Below are 20,610 nucleotides of genomic sequence, written 5' to 3'. Positions count from 1 at the left end.
AGAGTCAATCAGTGCGTGGTAGCGACCGACTGCTTGCTGGACAGATAGTGTTCAAAAAGCTGATTGGCATTTCCTAGCGACATCAAGTGTGCGTAAATCCAACCCAGAAAACCGGCTTTATGCAGGGACAGAACCTGCTCGTCGTCCAGCTTGAGGAACGCTTCTTCATCTACTGCAAGAAAATCCTTAAGTACGAAGCTCTCGCCACTGACATGAGTCAGCTTCAGCGTGCGCGGTACCAGCAGACCAAGCTCTTGCAAACGAGTAACAAACTGTCTGGTGCGCTGCATTTCCACAGTAAAATTCTGCAAAAAAGCGATCATCTCGTTTAGGTAATCGCTGTTCTCCCCCGTTCCGGCAAATAATTCACGCCCCTCGTCTTCATTCCATCCGGAATATGCCTCATCAAAACAAACGGTGAAGTTCTCATCATCGCCCTGGGCCAATACGAACGGATAACGACGAATAAATGCGGGTATATACGTATTGGCACGCCAGTGACCATCCTCGGTCACGTAACTATTGAGCCCTTCTTTAAGACCCAGCAAAGCAATCGGGCTTATAGACTCACCCTCGCCAATGAACACCACCGGGTAACCCCTGGCTGCCTGGAAGAACTCGAGGCCAGCCAGCGGCACTATGTGCGTATCCGCGGCGAACTGGCAATCGCCGGATGATTTGAGTTTTAGCGACTTGTGGTCGTCACGGTTGAGTGCTTTGATTTCCTTGTACAGCAACAATGTTGACATCCGTTTTGCTTCCCGTTGTTTATCAGTATTCAGCGAATAACTATTTGCAATAAAACCTGACCACTATCCTGATCCGGCACCACGTCCTTGAGCGTACTGGCAGCGACCAGATTGGCGGAAACACGTTTACCAAAACGCATATTCAAACCTATGCCACCGCTGGCCAGATCCACATCTTCGGTACCCAGTTCCATGGCGCGACCGTAATCGAGAAAGACAAAGGGCTGCCAGCGCTCACTGTAGCGCCAATGCCCTTCAACACCCAAATTGACGCCCCAAGGCGAAGCGATAATGCCCGGATCATAACCTCTGATGCTGCTGACCCCACCAAACTGCTTCAGCAACGCGGAAGGCAGCTCCTCCTTCTTGGTCGCATATTGCCAGCCCATACGGCCAACCAGCTCGTAGCGCTGGCCAATCTGCCGGCCAGAATATAAATCCCCGTTAAGCAGTGTAAAGCTACCGCTATCGCCGGTTATCTTGTTGTCACTCGAAGCCTGCCGTAGGCGCTGTTCATAACGCACATACCAAGGCTCCTGACGGTATTCGAACTGACCTTTCAGAGTCAGTTCTTGAATATCGATTTCGCTGAGTTCAAAGCCCTCGATGGTGGTTTTCGAGTTCTGGAAACCATAGGAAATCCCTCCCAGCAGCAGCCATTTGTCCGACACCCGCCAGGGTTGATCAAAGCCTATCGCATAGTTGCTGGACTCGCCCTCGATACCCAAATCGGCAAGGGGGCCACGTTCAATCTCAAGGCTGTTCATGCCTACATCGGCCCAGACAATAGCGTTGTTGCGGGTCACTGGCCGGGCATAGCGAAGATTGAAATACTCTGTACCGCGCGTTCCCACCACCACGGCGCTCAGATTGTCAGCTACGCCAGTAGGAGAGAACCAGTTCAGCGTACCGCCAAGCTGCTCAGTCCCCGTACCTTCACTACCGTAATTGTTGGCAAACAGCGACCAGGACCAAGGTGACGGCTCGAACGCCTCAATGTCGACCCGGGTAGTGCCGAAGCGCTCACCTGGAGCCAGCCCAGCGGTTATCTGTGGGCCGGGTGTTGTGGCATTGAAGCGCCGAATATTCTCCATCAACATTGGACTGTCGAGAATCTCGCCATCGGTCAGCTCCAAGCGTTGACGATAGAAATCGTCACGCACTCTTCGATCCTCTCCAACAAAAGCCACGGCGTCGACCTTGGCTTCCACCAGCACTATTCTTAAATTTTGATCTTCCAACGACTGCGGCGGCACTACCGCTCTGGCTGTCAGTTGTCCCTGCTCGGCGTACAATTGATTAATGTCTCTAACCAACTGATTGATATCCGCGAAGGTCACAGAACGACCAATGTAATCAGCCGCCAGGGTCTGCAATGCTGCATCGGCAAGGAATACCGAGGAATTAAAATTGATTGATTCAAGCACGAACGCAGGACTGTCATCGGGCAGGCTGTCCTGCGCCTCTGGCATCTCACCCTGCATGGCGGGCACTTCAATGCGGCGGGCACGTTGTTCAATCTGCTGTTGCCGCTGCTGCTGCTCTATCTGATCACGCTGCAGGCCAGGGTCGATCAAGCCCGGCGGCAGCACTTGCTGTGCCGCCAACGAGCCCGACAGCGCAAACCATCCCAAAGCCCAACCTACCGAAACTGCTCTTTTACAACCCTTCCCACCCATCAAATTCCCCACGACTGTGCCTCATTCCCTGTTTGTTCGGAAAACGCCTGCCAATCCATGTTCATGGTGTCTTCGTCATCCTCTGATGAAATCTCTGACACTACGGGTGGCACATACCCAGCCATCTGATTCATCAACAGCCCCAGCCGTAACCTGATGTTCTGCGGCGTCATCATCATGACGGAATAGTCAGCCGCGCTGATGTTTTGATAATCCACAGTGCCGTCCTGATGGCCTTCTGCGAAGTTCGGCACGCGCACCTGATGGGTATAGTCACGGTGAATCACATAGCCATTGGTGTACGTTCCCAAGCCGTTTTGTTGTAACCAGAACGCTTTGTCCAGTTCATGCAGCTGAACATTGGCCGCAGGCCGATAGGTCGGATTAACGTTATCAGCGATGATCACCGCTTGCGGTGTGGTCAGGAACAGATAGTCCACGTTGCTTGCGTCCAGGAAATCCACTAGCAGTGCCGTGGTATCCAGCTCGGTATGCACCATATCCAGCAGGTCGATGACTACATGATCAGCATCCAGACGCGACTTGAAGCTGTCGCCAGGCTGGCCAGCATTATTCAAACCCTGCACCGTCAGTGTCAGCAGGCCCTCTCCGGTGTGCCTCCCGTTGAACTCGATCTGCTGCGCATACAGGTCAGCAGACTCGCCCAAACTGGCGTTCTGCACGCGGATTGATTGCCCGGAGCGTAGCTCCATGATCGGCGCGATAGCTTCCTCGAACGCCAGCGCGGCCGTGCTGGCAAAACCGTTACGCCAGCCAGCGAGGGCCGTAATACCCTGATCAGCACGGATAGACTGACCACGGGTATCGAGCAAACTGTCCAGTACAGCTTGCCCTTCAGCCAACAGACGCTGGAAGTCGATATCTCCGTCGGCGAACCAGTTCTGATGACCCGCGCTACCGCTGTCGCCCACCTGAATGGAGCCGCGGGCCAGCAAGTCGATATTCTCGCTTGACGACAGATTGCCCAGACTCAGATTCTGCCCCTGGACATCAATATTGCCGTCAACGAGACTCGCAGTGCTAACCAGCGTCGTGGTGATGTCGCCAGTGGCGGTGAGCGAGATCTTTCCGGAGATGGGATTGCCCTCGTACTGTCCGGTGGAGGTCATTGGCCCACCTACCGTGATGTCCCCGCCCTTGGCATTCAACAGGATGTTACCGCCTGCTTCCACTCGATCATCGAAATTGATCGCGCCTCCAGCATTGACCGTCACGTCACGCCCGGCCTTGGCACCGCGCAGATCGACGTTACGTCCAACATCAAAGAACAGATCACGGCCAGCCTCAGCCTCACCCTGCACATTCAGGTCGCCCCTGACACCCACAGTCAGATCGCGCCCGGCCTTCAGCGAGTAGGTCCCGCCAAACTTCACTTCCGGCATGACCAGGTTACCGCTGGCAATAATGCCGATGTCGCGGAAAGCTTCGACCAGCAGACCGGTGATATCGCCATGACCATCCATATAGTCGCCAGAGCCGAGTAGCGAAACATCGCCCTGCAGGCTCTGGACACGACCGAAATACAGGTTACGGCCTTCCATCCTGAGCAATTGCTCAGCTTCAGCGTTGCCACCGAACACGTCTCCATCGGTCCTGACCAGCAGGTTCTCGGCCGATTTCAGATGCGCCGGCACCAGTACGTTGAGTTCATCCGGGTCGGCCAAAGTGCCAAAGCGAATGGTTCCGAGCGAGCCCGCAACGGTGGTCAGCGACATATCTGCGCCACTACGCCCGGTCACGATGCTCAGATCGCCGTCGGCTTCGATCGCCAGTTGGCTGTGCGCAGAGACGTTGCCCAGTTCAGCTGATCCGGCAGTCAACATGATCCACTGCTGACGCCCGTGCAGCTCATCTGCAGCGAACAGTCCGCTGGACGTCAGCAAGATCGTACCGGTGAGACTCTCAAGGCTACCCAGATCCGCAGTACCCACATCGAATAACACATCACCGCCCACCACCGTGCTGCGCCCAGCCCAGTCACCGGCACCCGTCACGCTGAGGGTCTGATCGACCGTCAACGCGTCATAACGCAAGGGCGTGCCGGCCAGCCCGCGGTGATGCAGCGACGCATCACCCGCGACCCTGGCCCGCTTGAGATCAAGCATGCCTGCTACATCCAGGTCAAAGCGGCCGGCGATATCCAGCTCGCCAATATGCGAGGCGCTGCCCAGCACCATCGCAACATCGTCGCCTGCATTCAAAAGATCCAGCTGCAGATCCGCAGTAATACTCATCTGCACGGGACCGGCAATCGTCGCGGTACCAATGAGCGCCTGCCTGGCTATCAGGTTCCAGAGGCCATTCTGCGCGTCTACCGTATCAGCGCTGAAGACGCCGCCGATATCGACCGCCAGATCACCCTGCTGGCTGCGCAACGAGCCCAGCCTCAGAGACAAACCGCTACCGGCCAGATCCAGATCGCCCCAAGCTTGCAACTGGTCGATAGCGATCTCGCCCAGACCGCTCAGAGTGATCATGCCCTGGATGCTCTCGATACGATCAAGTGTAGAGTCGCCCAAGGTATTCAAGGCTTGGTTGCCTGCACTGACCACGCTGCCACGTTCAAAACCACCGTCCAGGTCAAGGAATAGCTGGCCTGAGGCATCCACACCCAGCTCCTTGGCCTTGAGGATCACATGACGCGTTGATTGACCGATATTGCCGGTCCCGCCAACCAGGCCAGTGCTGCGCAATGCCAGCCGGTCCGCCGAAACCCAGCGAACGCCATCTTCATTGGCAATAAGTTGACTGGCCGTGAGCGACAGCAGCCCATTATTGCCGGTCACTGTCAGGTCACCCAGGGTCGCCAGATTGCCTAGCGTCGCCGACAAGCTGCCGCCGGCAGTGACGCTTGTTCCCGCATTCATCCGCCAGTTGCTGCCCAGGTTCAGCAACAAACTGCCCAGCGACCAGTCACCGCTCTGAGTCAGCGTGGTGGCCTGGCCGATATCCAGCAGGCCATCCACTATCACCGTACCCAGGTTTAAATTACCTGGCTGGACGATGACGCCCTGCATTGCGCCGATCCAAGCGTCACCGCCGATGTCAAGCGCAATCTCGTCGGTCTGACTGTTCAACTGAATGCGCTCATCAACACTGCCCAGATCACCCTCAATGGTCAGGTTGATGGTGCCGCCGAGCAAATGCTCACCGTTCTGCCCGCTGGCAAGCAGATTACCACCCAACGCCAGGGTGATGGCGTCGCTGCCGGTCAGACGCAACACCCGCAAATCGCCAGCCTGCGCGAGGTTCAGAGATACCGCCCGCGCGACCAAGTCACCACTGACGTTCATATGCACCGCGCCCTGGCCGCCAATGGCGCCACTTGAAGCTTCGAGCACGACATCATGGCCGGTGATCACCACGTTGCTGCCGTTCGCGCTTTCAATGTTGCCATCTGTCTTGATGCGGACCGTATCGCCTTGCACGTTATAGATATTGAAGTCGTTCTTGCCCCCCAGGTAGACGTCCTTGACCGCCGTTACATCCAGATTGCCCGTGGCCGAGACGTTCAGATCGTCGCGCTGGACAATCCGCATCTTGGTCTTGTCGTTGAGGTCATCGAAGTAAACATCATCAAGCTCTGCACCAGCGAGCGCGGCCAACTGTGCCGAGGTCAGGTTTTCTATGCCCACGCTCAGGTCGATGTAGATATCCTCAGCGAGCACCTGACCGATTCGATAGGCTTCCAGAGTGACATTGGCGCCCTCAATATTGTTGTCTTCAATCTTGGACTGGGTATTGGTACCCCGACTCAGCAATGCCGACGATACCGAGTACTGCAACTGATCTTCGCTCCAGGCCGCAGTAGCATCTAGCAGAGCGGCTTCCTGGACACTGAGCTGGTATTGATAGCCGGGATCGTAGGCGACGCTGCCAAAACGGTTGTGCAGCTGGTCGTACTCGGTATCGATTCGCGCCTGCTCGGCCGCTATCTGCGTGTCCGACCAGTCCTGTGCCTTGAGCTGAGCAATCTGTGCAGCACTGAGCTGAACCTGATCCAGATCGAACACACCGACCACACCAGTGGTCTTGTCGGTGCGCAGATTCCAATAGCGCTCGTAGCTGTTCTGGCCAGCATTGATCAGCGCGGTTTTTTGCTGCTCCAGCGCATCGAGGGCCGCCTGGCCGGTCAGGCCCATGTCGCTCCAAAGCGCCTTCAGTTCATCGAGCGTACGTTCGTCGTAGGACTGTGTGGTATTGGCATCGATCAGATCGCCGCCCACCACGCGCAAATGCACATCGCCACCCGCCAGAACCTGGTCCACCAGCAGATCGCCGCTGACTTCTTGCAGGAACACCCCGCCCACGGCGCGTGCAGTCAGGGTAGCTGGCATGGTGCCGAAGCTACCACCGCTGGTGTTGGTATCTATGTTCAGTAGGTTGCCGCTGGCACCAATGCTGCCGCTGGTGGTGCTCAGATTAATCGCGTGGCCCTTAATCGTCACCGAGTTGTTGTACGTGGTGATATTACCCTGCGCGCTCAGCGTGAGATTGCCGCGCAGCGCCTCCAACGCCCCCAGCTTGAGCCCGCCCAATCCACGCAGGTTGACATCGCCGGCACTGGATTTCGCCGACAGTAAATCACCGACCTGTAGCGTCAAGGCCTGGGTCGCGCTACCAATGCCGGTCTCCGCCTGCAGATTCAGGTTGGCGGCCTGCACAACCACTGAGTCGGCGCCCTGGGTCAGGCTGCCATTGGTGGTGATATTGGTCGTGCCATTCTGGTTGAACAATGAGCCAAGCAAAACCACATTGCCGTTGGAATTAAGGTCGATCGCTCCCGTATCAGAACCGATAAAACTGATATTGATCGGGTTATCGGCCCGCACTGTATAGCGGTTGATCACCTTCTGGCCCTGCACGGTGGTGGTCTGAAGCCAACTGCGCTTGACCTGACACCACAGGAACCATTTGTGACAGCTAGTCCAGGTGTTTACATCGACCTTTGGTGCCTCGCCCGTATCAAAGGTGTCAGTGACCAGATTAACCGCTCCGGAGGCCAAACTACCGTCGACATTGCCCATATAGTCGGCGCCATCTATCGGCCGAGGGTCACCGGTCCACACCTTGGGCGGTTCATAGAGTGTGCCTTCACCCACATTAAAGGCACCCCAGAACTTATCTTTGTAGTACTTGGCGACAGTCGTTTCAGTTTGGTCCTGCCCCGTCAGCCAGACATAGGAACGCCCCGTCACAGGATTATAGCTGGTGTTACGCCCAGAGCCGACCTGCACCGCCGTCGCATTCAGAACCGCACTGCTCAGCCCTTGCTGCAGATAAACCTTGTAGGCGTCGGCAGCCGCATCGTAACCACGCGTGTAAATGGAGGACCAGACATATTCGTTACCATTGCCGTCACGCCGGGCGTCGTTGATGCGCAGCGTGCCCTTGGTGCCGGTGCCGAGATCAATGCCACTCAGGCTCAGCGTGTAATCACTGGTGTTAATAATACCCACCTGGCTGTAACCATCCAGCACGCTAAGCTGGCCGTTGCCGGTACTCAGAATGTAGCCGGTCAGTTCCATATAGCCGCCAGCGACTTCGACCGCGTCGAGCACGACGCTTTCAGAGCGGAAGTCGTAATTGTAGCCAAGGACCCCGGTACGCGCGTCCGTAGTCTGGAGACTGATCACCGCATCACCGAGCCCAAGCTGATACAGGTTGCGGCCAGCATCAATCCTGGTCTTAAGCTGCGCGCTGTCTTGGATAGTGGCCGTCCAATTCGCCACGCCGCTTTGTATCAACCCATTGATATTCAAGTACTGGGCGCTGATAACCACGTTATTACCCGCAACCACCCCGGAACCAGCCGCAGGGGCAGTTAGATTGCTGCCGTTGTTATTAGTCGCTGGATCACCGCCGACATGAAAGAAAGCATCTTCAGCATTCAGAACGAAATCCCGACCAGCACTGATTTCCAATGTCTTGCCACGGATATCGCTGTTGGCATAGATACTGCCGTAACTGGCAGTGATTCTGACCAGCCCACGCTGGTTGAAGATGCGACCATCAATATAAATATCCGGCGCAGGTGAACGCAGACCATCCTGACCCACGATACCGGTGGAAGGATTGTAATTATTGATGACCGTCACGACCGGATCGGGAGAATTGCTGGAAACCGTCACATTGCCAAAGCTGGCCTGGCCCTTGTAGGCAACCGCATTGGCATTATTGATCTCGTCTACGGAGGTTAGCGAGGCAAGATTGAACAGCAGTTGCCCACCCTCACGGAAAGGAATTTCGAGCCCCATGATCCGCAGGAACGCGGAGCTGTCATTGGTCACGGTAATAGCCGCATCACCCGGCGCTCTCAGCCTGCCGCTGCCAATCAGCGCATCGCCAATCACCACGACATTACCGGGCTTGGCAAGGATCGGATCGAGCTCAAACACTTGAATGATCTGATCGCGAGCCAGGCTGGCACCCTGTGAAGCATCACCGCCCATTTGTTCGAACAGCGCCGTCAATGTGCGCTGAAGCACGTTCAGCTCCGCCTGCATGGCGGTACGCTCAATAGGCGACAAGCCGTAATCCGCTAGCTGTTTGTTCAGCGCCTCAACACGCTGGCTAATATATTGAGAGTAAGTGCCTTCCTTCAGTCTGAAGGTGATGTCATCGTCACTGGTGGTGACAATCGGCTTGATAACGATCTGGTCGGTACTGTTTTCATCCAGATCCAGAGCAGATATCTGCTCCAACGTCATCCTGGTGCCATTGACCCAGTACTCCAGGCCAGTGATATGCACAGAACGTTTGTTGTAATACCCAGAGTTGAGCGAACCATCCACTTTCACCACCGCAGTGGAGGTGTTCTGCTGCTTGCCGGAGGTGATCTCGACCGACAACCCCAGAGCATTCAAGGCTTCGGTATAGAGGTCCTTGGCCTGGCCTTTACCAAGCAAGTTGCCATAGCCCTTGTCAGCGTAGGCAAAGATATCGCCAATACTGTTGACCTCGCTGCCAGCATTGACAGAAATCATGCTGTCGCGCTGGAACACTGCATCGGCATCAGGCTTGTTGACTACCGGGAAAGCCGTGTTATTCCATAGATCCGTACGCGCGGTCAGCGTCGCCTGACTGGAGCTACCGCTCACGTTCTGACCGGCATACAACCGAATATCGCCGTAGCCCAACAGCGTTGAATCAGTGCCGATAATCACATCGTAATCGGCATTGACCCGAGCCTGGCTATAACCCATTGCCGCGCCAGCAAGGCCCCAAGTCTTGGCGTTGGAGCGCGCGTCGATGTCATAGCCGCCACTGGCGCTGAGAATGATATCGCCGATGCTCAATAGATCCGCATCCTGGCCGACGGTCACGCGCGCAATAGCTTGATCCACATCAATGATCGAATCGGCCTTGGCAATCGCAATAGCTCCGCCACTGTCCAGCTTCACGGTATCGCGCGCGAATACCGAGTTGTACGCGTGGATCAGCATGTTCTGTGGCACCCGGAAATCACCGATCAGATGAAGCTTCGCCTGGTCACCTACCAGACTCTGAGTATTCACTTTAATCACCGACTCACTCAGTGCTGCAGCGGCATCGATCACACCACCGGAACCTGACTTGACGTTGTAATCACTGGATGCAGCCTTGGTCACTTCACTGCGAGCACTTTGCTCGTAGGCGTAAGACTGCAAACGCGAGGTGCCGGCCAGTTCGCTGGTGGTGTTCAGCCTGACTCGGTTAAGTGCATGCGCACCGCTAGCACCGACCAGCGAAGCATTAACGCTATCGACAAACGCATTGAAATGGGATTGATGCAGAGCGCTTAGCGTAACCGATCTGAACAGCGCATCGTCAACAGAGCCCTGTGGCCCGCGAGCATCCAAATAGGCTTTCGTGGTGCTGGTGTCAGCCGTTCTGGCCAACGAGGCCGCCCCGCTGATCAAACCGCCCTGCCCAGCAGTGGAGCGAGCTTCATTATCAACAACGGCAGAGGCGGACACGTTCAGCGCACCCATGTCACCACTGAAATGCCCTTTCAGCAGCGCCTGTGTCGAGGTATTGGCCAGGGCCTCAGCAACGTGCGCACCGACACTCAGTAGTCCGATGGTAATGCCCTGTGTCGAGGCGCGCTGGCGTACATTGGTCGCGGCGACAAAGCTCCAGTTGCCGTCTGACACACCTTGGAATCGCGTCGATTCGGCACTTTGGAGCAAACTCGAGGCGGTGTTACGCGCACTGGCTACTACCGCGTTGGCAGATAGACCTAGACCTCCGACCACCCCTACGCCGTGCGCCTTGACACTGTCGGCATTGCCGTTACGCTCAATCGCAGCGCGCAGGTTCGCATCGCGTGCGGTCAGACGGCTGTCAGCCTTGAGATCAAGATAAGCCGAAGACAGTGCCTCGGCGTTTAACACCGTGCCACCCATGGCCACATAACCACCCACCGCAACACCCAGACCCTCGGCATCGAGACGTGGTTTGGCAATGGCCGACAGGTTCAGGATATTGGCAGTGACATGCGCCCGCTGACCAACGGTGAGGCCTGCAACGCTGGTATCACGCGCGTTGACTACCGCCGCTTGCACGCCAAACAGGATGCCGCCAGAGGCGCCTTGCGCCTTGACGCGGCTAGCGCCTTCCGAGATCGCGGAAAAATCCAGTGTGCCACCAGCATTTAGCCTGGCGTCGTCGGCCACCGTTACGCGAACCTGACTGGCCCGCTCGCCAACACCGATCACGATACCGGCGGCACCGGCGGCACCCAGTTGCCCGCCTTTCACCTGCACATCCAGGTCCAGCGCGTCGCGCGCACTGGCGTTGAAATGTCCAGAGGTGTTGACCGTACCGTCCAGGCTCGCCGTAACCAGGTTGTTCATCAAGGCAATGCCAACCCCCGCACCCAGACCGACACCAAAGCCAGCCGCGCCGGTATAGGCATCCACCAGCACCGCTGGCTTGTCGTTATACAAATTGAAGCTGTCGGCCTTGAGCAGCACACTGGCACTGTTAAGTAGAACCGGCTTGAGCTCAGCTGTGACTCTGGAGTTGGAGAGGGTAAAGCCGACCACACCACCTACTGCTGCGGTACCGGATAGCTGCAACGAGCCAACCAGGTTCTGAGTGCGAATGGCGTCGGTGGCCGACACTGTGACCAGACCACCACTGTGAACCTGACCGCCAGATATCTGCGCCAGGGTCTCGTGTTGGTAGATATCGCCAGCCCCGGCCGCAAAACGGTCGCTGCTCGAGCCAATTTGGCCTTGCTGATTCAGCCATTGCGTTTCAGTGCTGTTGTCGAGCATTACCAGCTCATATTCGCCGGTCTGGTCGTTCAACTGCAGGGTCTGATATTGGGTATCGGCGGTTTCACGGTCAGTAAAACCGTCGATCATCGATAGCGTACCGGCATCACCCGAATTCAGCTCGTCCATCGCATTAGAGTCATCCACCTGAGTGGTTCCCGAACCCAGCATGATCAAGCCGATACTTCCGCCCAGTGCTACGCTGCCGCCAACGCCACCGGTAACGGTGGTCAGAGCGATATCACTTTCACGCTGGGCGGTAACTCCGACCGCGCCGGTAGTCCACAGGTTACTATTCAGCACCCGGGCCCGCGTCGCATTATTGGCCACCAGTACATTGGCACTGGCGCCCAGCGCCAATCCTCCGGCAGCACCAGAGCCGACGATGCTATTGACCTCCAATCGGTCGTAGGCATCGACTTTCAAGCTGGTAGCCCGGCTACCCGCGCTACCTAAATCAACTGCTCCAACTCCCGCTTCTGTGACATTTTCAACAATCAGTACGTTGACCGAACCGGCCATCGCCGCGCCGCCACCACTGACACTGGCGCTCAACGCCTTCGCGTCGGTCAGACTGGCAGCCTCGACAGATACGGCTCCAGCAGTGATTACACCGGTACGACCTTGACTGCTACCAGGCTGCGCGCCTAACCAGGCACGCACGGTGCTCTTGTTATACCCCACCCCAGCCCCGGCACCAGCGCCCACTGCCCCACCACTGACCGTCTGGGCATTGGGTGACAGGTAATTGCTGGCACTGGCCTTGATCGCCAGGCTGCCGACATTAAGCTGACTTGCAGCATCCACCCGTGCCTGGGTGCTGCCTTCCAGCACCAACACACTGGCACTGCCAGCGACGCCAACAATGGCGCCGGACGCGCTAATCACAATGCTGCTCGCCGAGCGGGTAGAACCCGCTTTGACGCTGGTCGCCCCACGGCTGGCCAGCTTGGCACCGCTTACCTGAGCCGTCACATCACGGCTGATGACACCGGTGTCCGCAGTGACCGCCACGGCAGCAGCGCCCAGAGATAACGCCGCATTCAGCACGCCACCGAAGCTGTAACTATGCGCATGGGCGCCAACGCTGACCTGCTGCGCAGCGAAAGCACCGGCATTATCCTGATTAATCTGCGCCTGATCGATGACCGCAAGTGTAGAGCCGCCGAGTACGCTGGTATTACTTACGCCACCCACCGAAGCGCTGGCCAGCGGCACTAAGGAAACTGCGCCGCTGACGCTCATCTGACCGGCCTGCTGTAGCGTCGTTGCCCGAACCGCGAGACCGCGGATAATCTCGGAGCCTGTTTGCAGATCCGCTACCGGGTTAAATTCCTCGGCATCCGCCCACAATTGGGTGTTGGGCGCATTGGTTACCACACCACTGTCTACCGCCACTCCGGCACCCAACCCTAGCGCAGTGACCCGCGTAGTCGCGCCGCGAATCGCGGCTTCGGTATCGCTCTGCACCACGTTGACAGTCAAGATACCCGACACTGCAGCATTGCCGCTGCCTGCCACCACACCGGCGTAGGAATCAATAACATCACGGTTATAGGCGACCACAGCAACATTGTTCTGCGCCAACACATCGGCACCGCCATTAATCATAGCGCGGGTGCTGGTATGCAGAATGCTCGTAGCCACCCCGCCATTGACCGCAGCGGTACCGGAAAATCCACCGGATACAGAGGCAGTACGGATGCTTGCGTCCGAGCGCGCATGCACCCCCAGCTCATTTAACGCAAAACCCACAGCTGTACGCTGGCCAGTAAGGCTGGCCTCGATATCATTGGCAATCCGATTGACTGCAGAAGCCACCCCAACCGCCACGGCACCGGCAGCGGCGACACCGCCAGCCAACGAATTGATCTCGGAACGATCAGTGGCCTTGATTTGCAGATGACCTGCAGTGCCACTGCTATTGCTCACCTTGGCATAGGTTTTGGCATCGATATTGTTCGTGGTATTGGAGAACACCACTGCGGCCGAACCTGCTCCCGCGCCACTCAAAGCCAGAGTATCGATACGCGCACGGGTCAGCGCTTCAACCCGCGCCGGCGCGGCAGCCGACAAATTCAATGTTGTATTTTGTACCAGAGCCTGACGACGTTGACTGACTGTGCTCACCGCCACAGCGCCGGCGCCCGCGCCGGACCCACCACCCTGCACGTTACCCGCCAGGGTCTTGATATCGACTTCGCCGCGAGTCACGTCAACGACCAGCGAGCTAGCGCCATCGACACTACTGTCATTGATGCGCGCGGTCTCCTCGCCGTTCACCAGGTTTACGGCAACCGAAGCACCTACCGCCGCACTGCCGGCACCGCCGGCACCCAACGCCGCCGAGCGGATCAAGGCATCACCGCCACTGGCTACTGTCAGCGCGCCTGACAGCGTCAAATCACTGTCATCGACCTCGGCTAATCGCTTGGCCAGAATGATATTGTTCACGTTGGCCGCACCCACAGCCACGCTGCCAGCGCCATTGAGTACCAGCCCCAGGCCCCAGATGGTACGCTTGCCTTGTGCTGTGGACAGGCTGAGAGCACCTACATCCAGCGAGCTGCCGACCACTGCTGCTCGCTCGGTACCATCGAGAATATTGGTCGTGGTCGCGCCATTCACCGCGACGCTGCCCGCACCGCCCCCTGCCACGGCAATCGAATAGATGGCTTGTTCCACCCCGGCTTTCAAGGCCACGCTGGTAAAGTCAGTCACGCTACTATCACTGATCAATGCCGTGCGATCGGCAGCGATGCGATTGACCGACGCCGCCAGCCCCACTGCGGCTGTACCGCCGCCAGTCACAGAGCCTGCCAAGGAGGCAATCGTCAGGCCATTGCCAGCACTGGCATCCAGCGAAAGAGTCTGGTCAGTTGCCGTTGCCGTCAAGGTGGAGCCAGAAACGCTCACCTCGTCCTTGCCGCTGATATTGTTGAACGCAAAAGAACCACCGACACCGGCCGTCCCACCACCAGCGGCGTCTATGCCGATACTCCATATCTCGCCGTCCAGCGCCGAGGTCATATGCAGATTGCCGTCGAGATTGACCAGGCTGTCCGTTACCTTCGCGGCCCGTTCGGCATCAATCAGATTCACTGCGACGCCTGCGCCTACGCCGGCACTGCCACCGCCGGCCGCCAAATTGAAGGCCAGCGACCAGATACTCGCCCCCAGATTCGGCTGACTGGCGGCAATATTCAGGTCATGCGCGCTGAGCGTGGCTCTGAGCAGCTCGGCCGTGGTGGTGTCGGCGATACGGTTGTAGGTCATTGCAGCACCGACGCCCACGCCGCTGGCAGACACCGCAGCCGACAGCGCTGCGGTAATGATCCGACTCTGCTGCGCGGCATTGATGCGGGCATTACCGTCAAGCTGATAGGTGCCGCCCTGGACGATGGCGCTGGCGCCCTGTTGCATGTCGTTGATGCTAAAGGCGCCGCCTACGGCTACGGTATTACTGCTGGCTGAAATGCTGCCTGCCAGGGAATAGAAGCCACCACTTTTCAAGGCTTCAACAACCAGATCGTCCGCTAGCAACGTACGCCCAGACATATCCAGATTGGCTGATACGGTACCGCGACCGATGATCGCCGTGGCAGAGCCGGAAACGGCAACGTCTTGTGCGCCGGCGGCACCTATAGCACCGGCCAGCACGTCGGTTTCGTTACGCGCAGCCAGGCGCAGGTCACCAGTCAGGTCAATATCGGTATTAGCGATGCTGACAGCATAATCGCTGCCGTTGTAAACCACCCCAAAAGCACCACCGACAGCGGTCTTGCCGCCCGTTGCCGCCAAGCTACCGGCGATACCAAGAATCGCTTCGCCGCCAATGGTGCCGCTGTCGAACAGATTGCGTGTCGTGGTATCCGCTGTGCTGTCGGATTCCTGGGTGTTGGTATCGAAGCCGTCGTCATTTTCTTTAAAAAGCTCGTCGTTGGTCTGTGCCTCTACCTCAATCTGCGCGATAGTGGCATTGCCGTCCAGATCCAGACCACTGGCAGACAAAGTAGTCGCTGCGGCTGCGTCATGGGCAAAGATGCTGGCCAGCGCATCCATGCCGGAAACACTTGCCGCTGCTACAGTAACGTCACCGCCGCTCAGCGACGAATCACGCTGGTCGCGCTTGTCTACTCTGGCCTTGACCTGATTGTCCATCACCACGACAAACAAGGAGCCTGCGCCCGCACCGCTCTCGGAACCGGTACTGACAGCAACACCGACGGCGCCCGCCAGCACGCGCGAAATGCTGTTGGCCTTGATCTCCAGGCTGGCAAAATCGGTTGCATTGCTGCCCAGCCATTCGGCCTCCAGCTGGTTCTGCATGACGCCGACAACAAAGGAGCCGCCGCCGCTGCCGCCCTTATCGGTGCTAACCGCGAAGGCACCGCCGCCGAGCAGATTGCGTGAACGGTCGTAGGCATTGACGGCAATGCTGCCAGGATTGTCGCCACGTTGACTGACGACCGAGTCGATAACGCTGGCTCGCGTTTGATTGCCGAACACGCCGGCCGAACCAGACAGCGCGACGGCGACATTGGTTTCGCCGCCCTTGGCCACCGAGAGCCCCAGACCCAGAGCAATCTGATCCCCGCCGCTGGCAGCCTGCACATTCAGCAGGTCGTTGCTGGTCATGATCACGCTGACCACTTGTGCTTCGGTCACATTGTTCAACTGATTGAACGCCACAGCACCGGACAGGGCTGTACTGAATTCGCTCTTGTCACCGCCACCGGAGAGGGTCAACGCGCCAGCACCGGCACCGCTGATCTGATGGGTCTGGTTGAGTGACAGTACGTTGACCTGACTGCCGCCATCGCTGTTACGGGGATCCAGCACGATATTGCCGAGGTGGCTGCGGTTTTTCTGCGCAGAGACATTCACGCTACCGGAAGCCGCTGCTGCCAGACTAAAACCCTCTGCCGGACCATCATTGCCCGCGTCGCCGGAACTGCCACCAGCGAACAGGTCCTGCAGCTTGGTCCAGTATTCACCGATCTTGTTGACCGCCGCGTCGCCCTGCTCGACGGTTTTATCCTTTGCGGCGCTGAACTCGCCGGTAATCAATGCCAGCCCGTTGGTCAGCGAGGTCTTGATCGCTTCACTCAAACTGCCGGCCTTGTCCTGACTGCCCTTGTCTGCGCCACCGCTCTGTGCGGCGACCGCATCCTGCTGCTGTTGCTCTTCCTCTGACCGCGCTAATGCACCAGCGACCGAGAAAGCACCGCTTTGCCCCGAACTCTGCGCACTGAGGGTCAGGTCATCAACCAACCAGCGGCCCTGGGTCGCATCAGCCAGAGCAGTGCCCATGCTGGCCGGCCGCCAACTATTCCGTGCGCTGGTCAGCAGATTGTTCTGGCCGACCAGAGCATAGACATCTGTGTTCACCACATTGACGGCAACACCTGCGCCAATACCGGCGTTTTCCGATGACGCCAGCGCGCCAGCCGCGCTCCAGACCCCCAACTGATGCTCGGCATCAAGGCGTACCCGGTCGGCGGTGACATCGGTACTACTATGCACAGAAGCATGTACCGTGCTGTCGACGACGCTGACGACCACCGAGCCATTTCCGGCAACGCTGGCGCCCTTGCCTGCCGAGGGACTCAGGCCAATAATCATCTCATCCTGAAGCGCGCTGACATCCAACGCTTTGGCATTGAGCACACCACCGGCACCGATGCCGGCAACCGCGCGGTTATCGGTGATTTGTACGTTCACCGCCGCGCCTACGGCGCCGCCGTCACTGGTAGAGCCAAAAAGGGAGCCGAAATTGCCGGAAACGGCCAATTGTTCCAATTGGTTCTCAGCGCGGATACTGAGCGGCGACTCCCAGGCCAGCTCCAGATCGAGCAGCGCCTGCCGCGCCTCGTCATCGGCAATGACCGGCAAAAGACTAAGCGGATTACTGACCCATGTGCTGTTATCGAGCGCAGTAGCTGTGAGAGTGACATTATCCCCGACCCATGCAGTGGCATCGGTACGGTTCTGCAGGATCGACAGCGAGCCTGCCATCCCCAATGAATCGGCTTCGCCGGTGGAATTGGCATACTGCGTAGCCAACTTGCCGACGATGCCCTGTTTCTGCTGAACAAGCAGTTTGAGATTGGTGTAAATGTCCTCAAGCGAGCTCCAGCGATCAAGACCCAGCAGGTTTAACGGCTGGCGGTTTTGCGCGCCCACGCCTATGCGTCCCGCAGTGACGTTGGCTCCATCGCCAATAATCGCATGGGTGGTCTGATCCAGTTCGCTATAGGCCGCAGCGACACTCAGGCTGACGGCGGCACCGTCAACACTGCCATCATCGCGCTTGGCTGATGCATTGACCTTACTTGCGACCGTAGTATGCAGGTCACTCTGCTGCTGCAGAGCCTGAACGGTCAGGTCCCCCGAAAGGGCAATATCCGGCGCAGCATCAGCGCTGCCTAGCACAGCCTCAACCCGATGGTCCGCCATGCTGATGCCCAATGCCGAGGCCAGCCGGAACTGGCTGTCTGTCGGCTGTGCAGGCGTATCGTCGGCCGGCTTCGGCGTGATGCCAAATAGACCTTTGACCGCATCACCTAGATAATCGGTGACTGGATCGGCCACCTGCTCCTTGGCTTTGGCCTTGAGCTTGTCCAGATAACCAGGCTCGGAAGCGCCGGCCTCCACGGTGACCGCCAAAGTCTGCGCATGCACCAGATTGGCAGCGGTCAGATTCAGATTACGCGCGTCAGCCAGGTCGGCGCTGAATTCCGCCCGAGTCACGCTATCGAGCAATGACAAACCCACGGCCGGACCACCAGTGGCACCCTCACCGCTGGCTTTGAAACTCACCGTATTGCTTAGGCTCTGTTCGGTCAGCGCAGTGACATTGACGTCTTCACCGACCCGCAACAGCACACCGTTCTCGACCACCGCGCGGGTTTCGATATCGCTCATCGCCATACCGAAGCCCAAACCCATAGTCTTTAACGCGTTACCGTTACCGTCGACGCTATTTTCCGCTGCAGAGGTCACGGCCAGCTTGTTGAGGCTGTGCGCCAGCACGGACAGATCATCGCCTGCGCTGAGTTGCGCGCCCCTGCGTACATCGACTGCGGTCAGTCCGGAGATTTGACCGTAGGCGGCACTGAAACCAAAGGGGATCTTGCTGCCCAATCCGGGAATCTGCCAGGTCGAGCTATCCACCGTGCGCTTAGACTCAGCCAGAAGGTGGATATCGGCGCTGGCCACCAGATCTGCGGCGGTACCAATAATGACCTGCGAATCTGCCTTGGCGATATAAGCCGCCAATCCAGGAACCAGCAGTGTCAATTCGGTAAAGTTGGTCGGCGTGTCCAGGAAGGCATCGGTGCGCGCGCTGTTCTCATAAGCCGCGATGGGCTCATAGAGCGTATCAAGAATGTTGGCCCAGGTTTCTTCCTCGGTCCAGTTGTTCAATTCCTTGAGCGCTGCGATATCAGCTTTCAGCGCATCGGTATTCAGCAGCGACCCGAGGATATCCCGCGCCACTTCTGCACGGCTGTCGGCATGCAAGCTAATGTTCTTGCCGTTCAGGTTGCCATCGACCTCAATAAGCGCGCTGGCTTCGGCGTAACCTGCCAACTGCCGATTGATAGCAAAGGCGTTCAAGGTGACATCGCCTGCCCGCCCGCCCTCATCCTCATGCCCGGCATCCAGTAGCGCATTTTTGGCAACGACAATTTCTGCTTTGCCCAGATTGGCTGACAACCAGGGATTGGCCTGCCCCTCAATACCCGTCTTGAGTTGGTCTAGTGTTTGTGCGTCTGCGCTTTCATCACAGAAAGTGCAGCTCAGATCGCTAAGGGCATTGAGGGTGATGTCGCCTGAAGTACCCACCCCACTGGCGCGGGTAATGACACTGGCTTTGTCCTGAAGCTTGACGGACGGCGCTTCAATGATGACATCGCCCGCATCTTTGCCTGGCGCGCCGCGCACATCAATCAGCGCATCACCCGCAAGGACGACGGACTGATTGCCAGCGATACGTACGCTGGCCCCGCTATCATCGGCCATCAACGCGGCCAGCTCACCGGATATATTGACATCCTGCGCTGCGGTAATGCGAATACCGCCATCTCCGCGTACGGCGTCGGTGCCAATAGAAAGACCGTGCGTGTTAACTGTCGATTCGAACACCGTGCGCGCGGCATCGGTACCCGCCTGCAAATGCGCAGTAGCCCCCACAATAACTGAAGCGCCCTGCAGATTGAGGGCACCATTAGTGTTGACCAACCCGTCAATAATAATGACGTTGCTGCCATCACCGTTCAACGCCGCTGGCGAGAGCCTACCAGCAACCAAATCGTCAACTAGAGCATTGGCTACGTCATCATTTACACCGGGCTTGACCAGATCGCGCAAACGCGCCATTTCACTGGTATTGGGCGTCGTGACGGTAAGACTGCCAACGTTGACCACCCCGCTACTGCCCACCACGAACCCATGGGGGTCGGCAAAGATGATATGGCCACCAATGTTGCCGTTCATGACCCCATTCAGAGTGCCATTGATTTCGGCGCGGGAGTTGTTAACCAGATTGACCAGATGCGTGGCGGAACCCGGCACATGCAGATTGACCACATTGCCCTGGGAGACCTTGAAATCATCGAAGGAGTTGAAGCCCGTCTTACCGCGTACGGTACCGGTGCGAATATCACTGAGGTTTCCGGCTACATCGACGGTAGTGGCGGTGGTACGGTCTGGCGTGATGGTATTGGCCAATGACCAACCGGGGAGCATACCGGTGGCAAACATGAGGGCCGTCAGGGGGTGTGTTGCCAGCCCTGCAATGCCTCTATTGTTATTGGCATTGCACTGGAGCTTGGAACCGGGCGCCTTCATGTCGACCTCACTGTCAACTGATTAAACTGATTTTGAAGGCGCTAA

Annotated in this window: 3 protein-coding genes; all 3 read right to left on the bottom strand. The window is 57.9% G+C overall.

All coding sequences use genetic code 11. From position 1 onward, the window contains the following. Positions 1-8: 8 nt before the first annotated feature. The 3 genes from K787_RS22370 to K787_RS22365 are packed head-to-tail and all read right to left on the bottom strand — an operon-like array spanning position 9 to position 20,478. Entirely contained in the window at positions 9-749 is a 741-nt protein-coding gene (locus K787_RS22370) for a SapC family protein (protein WP_022961925.1), read from the bottom strand. 29 nt (positions 750-778) lie between these two features. Continuing rightward, entirely contained in the window at positions 779-2,383 is a 1,605-nt protein-coding gene (locus tag K787_RS0106175) for a ShlB/FhaC/HecB family hemolysin secretion/activation protein (protein WP_022961924.1), read from the bottom strand. Positions 2,384-2,427: 44 nt separating this feature from the next. Further along, positions 2,428-20,478, bottom strand: coding sequence for a leukotoxin LktA family filamentous adhesin (locus tag K787_RS22365; RefSeq protein WP_161785937.1), 18,051 nt, complete (start codon positions 20,476-20,478; stop codon positions 2,428-2,430). Between the last annotated feature and the right edge of the window lie 132 nt (positions 20,479-20,610).

Origin of the sequence: Halopseudomonas pelagia CL-AP6 (genome assembly GCF_000410875.1) — a bacterium.
Classification (GTDB): domain Bacteria; phylum Pseudomonadota; class Gammaproteobacteria; order Pseudomonadales; family Pseudomonadaceae; genus Halopseudomonas; species Halopseudomonas pelagia.
Note: the sequence above shows the minus strand (reverse complement) of the source record. Positions and strands in the feature narration are given on the sequence as shown.